The sequence below is a fragment of the Rhodococcus sp. IEGM 1406 genome (genome assembly GCF_030056745.1).
GTDB lineage: Bacteria > Actinomycetota > Actinomycetes > Mycobacteriales > Mycobacteriaceae > Rhodococcus_F > Rhodococcus_F erythropolis.
On the sequence record NZ_JASHKO010000012.1, the window covers coordinates 1 to 6,508 of the forward strand.

General features: G+C 62.6%; 1 protein-coding gene. It reads right to left on the reverse strand.

Annotation, left to right across the window (positions count from 1 at the left end):
* Positions 1-6,508 (reverse strand): non-ribosomal peptide synthetase (locus tag QM596_RS29500; RefSeq protein ID WP_283310591.1); only part of this gene is annotated, 6,508 nt, incomplete at both ends.

Consider the following 6,508-nt stretch of genomic DNA (forward strand, 5'->3'; position numbering starts at 1 on the left):
GCCGATCCACATCAGAAACCCGCGCACCCGAAAAACCAGACACATCAACAACATCGACACACACAACCCGACGACCCGACGCCACGAAACCATCACGCTCCGTCGACACCACACACACCGGATCAGCCGAATCCAACACATACTCATTACGCGAGGACGGCGCATCAGGATCCAACGGCACCCACGCCCCACCCGCACGCACAATCGCATACAAACCAACCAACAAATCCACCGACCGCCGAACAGCCAACCCCACCAACGACTCCGGCCCAACACCCAAACCAATCAAATAACGCGCAAACCTATTAACCCTCTCATCGAACTCCCCATACGAGAGCACCTCATCCCCGAACACCACCGCCCGCGAACCCGAACAAACCCCCACCACAGAATCAAAACCATCCAACAACAACCCACCCACAACCGGACGAGACGTGTCGTTCCACGACTCGAGCACCAACGCGCGCTCAGGCGCCGTCATGACCTCGACGTCACCGACTGCAGTAGACGGCGTTTCACCGATTTCGGTCAGCAGAGTCTCGAGGCGACCCAGCAGGGCCTGCGCGTACGACTCGTCGAAGAAGTCGGGTAGGTAACGAAGCGTCAGGTGCAGTTGGTCGTCGAGACCGATCAGCAGTGTGAGCGGGTAGTTCGTGGAATCGTCGGAGGCGACATCGTCGATCACCATGCCATCCAAGAACTCTGCCTGCGCTGCAAGACCGTCACGGTCGACCGGGTAGGACTCGAAGATCACCAGAGTGTCGAAGAGTCCGCCGACGCCCGCGGCGCTCTGCACATCGGTCAGGCCGAGGTAATGGTGATCGAGCAATCCCGCTTGTTCGATCTGAACCCGAGAGAGCAATGCCTCGACGGACTCGGCCAGATCCAGTTGGACACGCACGGGCAGCGTGTTGATGAACAGGCCCACCATCTTCTCGACGCTGTCGAGTTGTGGCGGACGGCCGGAGACCGTGGCACCGAAGACAATGTCCTGGCGACCGGTCATGCGTCCCAGCAGAATTGCCCAGGCAGCCTGGACGATCGTGTTGGCGGTAACGCCGGTCCTCGATGCCAAACCGGTCAGTGTCGCGGTCACCGATTCGCTGAGCGAGATCTGCAACTTCTGCGACAGCGCACTGAATTCCTGACCAACGACGGTGGGAGCCAACAACGTCGGCTCTTCGACGCCGCCCAGCGCTTTCGCCCAGGCATCCATGGACACACTGCGATCCTGCTGGACCAGCCACGCGAGGTAGTTCCGGTAGCTCAGTGACCGCGTCTGAGCGGGAATGTTCCCACGCATGGCGTAGTGGCCGAGGAGCGTCTGGAGCAGCAGCGGCATGGACCAGCCGTCGAGGATGATGTGGTGGTTTGCCACAACAAGGCGGTATTCGCTCGCCGCGATCTTGATCAGCGTGAACTTGATCAACGGCGGGTTCGACATGTCGAAGTGCGTGGCCTGGTCCTCGACAAGAATCCGATCCAACTCGCGGCGTCGTTCTTCGCTGTCAGCGATTGTGGTGAGATCCAGTTCGCGCCACGGCACGTCGATGTCACCGAGAACTACCTGGACCGGCGTACCCGTTCCGTCGACCACAAATGCGGTGCGCAGGTTCGGGTGACGATCGATGATGGCCTGTGCTGCGGCGTGGAGGCGATCCGCGTCGACGCGGCCGGACAGCGAGAGAACCATCTGCACGGAGTACAGGTCGACGGTGGACTCGGCCATGACAGCGTGGAACAGCAGACCCGACTGCAGCGGAGCCAGCGGCCAGACGTCCTGCACCGCGGGGAAACGCTGCTCGAACCCGTCGAGATCCTGCTGGGTCAGCGTTACCAGCGGCACGTCCGACGGCGTGAGTCCGCCTGCGCCGACGGCCTGTGCGTGCTGCGCCAGCGCTGTGAGTGCTCCGACCCACAGGTCGGCCAGGGCTTGCACCTCGGTGGCGCTCAGCAATCCGTTCGGGAAGGCAAACGATGCTTCGAGCACCGCGCCATCAGGGCCGTCGTTGACGATGGCATTGATGTCGACAACCTTGTTGGCCGGCATGTCCGGGTCTTCCGGCGCAGCGACATCGGAGAAGTCGCGTGCCGGAATCCATCCGAGGCCTTGCGCTGCAGCCGGAATATCCTCCGCCACAATGCGACCCAGGTAGTTGAAGCTGACCTGCCCGCTGCTCAGCTTCGACAGCTCAGTGCAGGTGTCGTCGTTGACGTACCGCAGCAGTCCGTAGCCGACACCCTTGTCGGGAGCGGCGAGCAACTGCTCCTTGACTGCCTTGATCGCCGCTCCCGCAGCAACTCCGGCGTCGAAGGCGTCGTCGATGTCGATACCGGCAAGGTCGAGTGCGACAGGGAAGGCCGCCGTGAACCAGCCGACGGTGCGTGAGAGATCGGCACCCGGGACGACGCCCTCTTCGCGGCCGTGGCCCTCGAGCTGGAGCAGTGCCGCTTCGGTGTCGATGCCCCGCTCACGGCGCCAGCGCACCAGTGCCAGAGCAAGTCCGGCCAGCAAACCGTCGTTGGCTCCGCCGCGGAACACCTCGGGCAGAGTTGTCAGCAGGGTTTCAGTGACGTCTGTGGGCACCTCGACGCGCACACGCTCGACTGTTGCCGCAACGTCGACGGAGGGGTCGAACGCACGCGAACCGAGAATGGGGTCCGGAGTCGACAGCGTCTTACGCCACCGTGGCAGTTCTGCCAGTCGCTTGTCGGATCGTGATTCCGCAGCCAGCGAGTGCGCCCAGGTACGCATGGACGTGCCCGTCGGTTCGAGCACGGGCACACTTCCGCCACTGCGCTGGGCCCACGCGGAAATCAAGTCCGGCACGATAATTCGCCAGGAGACGCCGTCGACGATCAGGTGATGCGCAGCCACGATCAATCGGCCGGTACGCGTGTCACCGAAGTCGATCCACACGAACTGAGCCATGACACCAGCGGCCGGATCCAACCGGCCGAGAGCGTCGTCGAGAGCGCCCGACGCGATGGCCGTCAGCTCTGTATCCGCAATCGCGGGGTCCACCTGCACCCGGCGCACCGAACCATCCACGTCGACGGTTCCGGGCGCGGACACAGCCATGCCCGGACCACGCTGATCATTGACCAGACGCGAACGGAACATGTCGTGGTGATCGATGACCGCAGTCAACGTTTCGACAACACCGGTCCGGTCGATTCCCAGCGGCAATTCCAACGTCAATAGCTGGTTGAAACGCTGGTAGCTGCCAGGCCGTTCGAACATGAAGCGCTTGATCGGAGTGAGCGGCATCCAACCGATGCCGCCGCCTTCGATCTCGGCGAGAACAGTGATCGCGTCGGCGTCGGAGCCGAAGACGGCGACCTCGGCCAACTCTGCCACCGTCTTGTTCTCGAACACGTCCTTGGGCGTGAAGAGAACACCTCGGGCCTTGGCGCGGGACACCAACTGGATCGACATGATCGAGTCTCCGCCCTGAGCGAAGAACGAATCGTCGGTACCGATCTGATCGAGGCCGAGAACGTCGGCAAAGACCTCGCTGAGGATGCGTTCCATCTCGGTGGTGGGAGCGCGGAACTCCTTGACCTCGAATACCGGATCCGGCAAAGCCTTTCGGTCCAGCTTGCCGGCCGGGGTCAGCGGCATGTGGGTCAGAACCATGATCGACGCAGGCACCATGTGCGCCGGCAGAGTGCGTGAGACGAACTCACTCAGATCCGCCGAGCTGACAGCAGATTCCTTGCCGACAAATACGTACGACACCAGTGCCGGAGCACCGGACGCCAGCGTGGTGCCCATGGTCGCGGCGAACTCGACGTCCGAATGTGCCGTCAGGGCGGCGTCGATCTCACCGAGTTCAATGCGGAAGCCACGGATCTTCACCTGGAAGTCGTTGCGGCCCACATACTCAACCTGATATTGGTCAGTCCAACGCACAACATCACCGGTGCGGTACATGCGCTCACCGGGCAGGCCATGCGGGTTGGCAACAAAGCGATCCGCGGTCAATCCCGGGCGGCGATGGTATCCGCGGGTGACCTGAGGACCCGACAGGTACAGCTCACCGGCAACACCAACCGGAACGGGCTGCAGACGCGTGTCGAGAACAAACGCGGCCATGTCGCCGATGGTTCCACCGATGGTCATCCGGTCGCCCGGCATCAGCGGCACACTGACGTTGGTGACGATAGTGGTCTCGGTGGGGCCGTAGACATTGAGGAACGTACGTCGACGGTTCGGCTGATCCGCCCACTTGGCCATCAACTCCGGCGAGTACGCCTCGCCGCCGACACCAACCACCTCGAGATCGTTCAGGCCCGACGGATCCATGGAAGCCAACGCCGCCGGCGTGATGAAGGCGTGTGTGACGCGTTCGGACTTGAACAGCGCAGTCAACTCGTCGCCGCCGAAGATCGACGTCGGGACGATCACCATGGCAGCGCCTGTCGCGACAGCCAGGAACAGTTCGAGCATCGACGCGTCGAAACTCGGCGACGCGAAGTGCAGCGTGCGGGAGTTCGGCGTCACCAGGTAGTGCTGTGCCTGCGTTGCACTGAAGCTCGCGAGGCCCGCACTGGTAGCAACAACACCCTTGGGCAAGCCCGTTGTGCCTGATGTGTAGATCACCCAGGCGGGATGCGCCGGAAGGACGGGGCGAACACGTTCATCTTCACGAATCGGTGAACTATCCTGCGCTGCCATCAGTTCCGCGCAAGCATCACTGTCGATCGCGAGCCACTCCACGGTGTCGGTAAGCCCTGCGAGTTCAGCTTCGAGAGTCAGACCGACCGAGACGCCCGAGTCGGAGACCATATGCGCGATGCGGTCAGCCGGGTAGTGCGGATCGATGGGAACAACCGCGGCGCCCGTCTTGGATACCGCCCACACCAGCAGGACCGATTCGATAGAACGCGGAATCGACACTGCGACCAGGTCTTCGGCGCCCAGACCGCGAGCGATCAGGACGCGGGCGAGGCGCGACGACCACTCGTCGACCTCGGCGTAGGTCATCGACCGATCCTGGTAGCGGAGAGCTTCGTTGGAGGGATACTGCAACGCGGTCTCGGCCAGGATGTCGGCCAACGGCTTCGGCTCGATGCCCGAGGACGCTCGGCGACCGGTCAATTCGATGCGCTCAGGCGCTTGGAGGATGTTGATGTCGCCGACAGCCTGCGTCGCATCCACGGCGACGGCTTCGAGAATTCGAGTCAACCTCTCGGCGAAGGAGACAACTGTCCCCTCGTCGAAGAGATCCGTCGCATACGTGAAGGTCGCAGTCATTCCGTGACCATCGGCAGCTTCCACCAGAGTCAACTGAAGGTCGAACTTCGCTACGGTTTCCGCGATAGCGAATTCAGTGATATCGAGTCCCGGCAGCGTCAGGTTATTCTGCCCCAGGTTCTGGAATGCCAAGGCAACCTGGAACAACGGGTTGTGCGCTTGCGAACGCACCGGATCGAGAACCTCGACCAGCCGCTCGAACGGCACGTCTGCGTGAGCGAAAGCCGCGAGATCACTCTCACGCGCCGACGTAAGCAGATCGAGGAAACGCATCCCCGGATCCACCTCGGTACGAAGCACGAGGGTGTTGACGAACATGCCGATCAGATCGTCGAGCTGCGCTTCACCGCGACCGGCCACCGGGGTACCGACTGCGATGTCGGTGGTGCCGGACAACCGGGCAAGAAGTGTTGCCAACGCCGAGTGCATCACCATGAACAGCGATGCCTGGTGCTCGCGACCCACAGCAGCCAGTCCGCGGTGAACATCCGCGGAAATCGGGAAGCTGTAGGTGGCTCCCCGTCCGGTGAACACGGCTGGACGCGCGCGGTCACTGGGCAAGGTGATCTGGTCTGGAACTCCGTCGAGAGCCTTAGCCCAGTAGCCGATCTGCTCTGCGAGTACGGATTCCGTGTCACTCTCGGAACCGAGAACACCACGCTGCCACAACGCGTAGTCGGCGTACTGCACCGGCAACGGCGCCCACGTCGGGGTCTGCCCCTGTGAGCGGGCGTAGTACGCGGTCATCACGTCGCGGATCAACGGGCCCATCGAGAAACCGTCGGTGGAGATGTGGTGAATCACTATCGCCAGTACAAACGAGTCCTCGGCAAGCTGGAAGAGCTTGGCCCGCAACGGAACCTCAGCCGTAACGTCAAAACCTGATGAGACGAACTCCGTCACCGCCGCGACGATGTCGGATGTCTCGAGCGGCACGGGAGCCAGATTCACCGGAACTGCCGCCGCCGGCAGTATCCGCTGGTAGCCGATTCCGTCCACCTCGGGGTAGACCGTGCGCAGAACCTCGTGACGCTTCAAGAGGTCCATGACAGCGTCGTACAACGCCGCCTGGTCCAACTCGCCGGTGAGCGTGATCGCCATCGGAATGTTGTTGGCTGCCGACTCGCGGTCCAATTGGTTGAGGAACCACATGCGCTGCTGCGCAAACGACAACGGCACCTGCGCCGGACGATCCTGCGCAGTCAACGCCGCACGCGAACCACCACCGACATGAGAACCGAGGCGAGC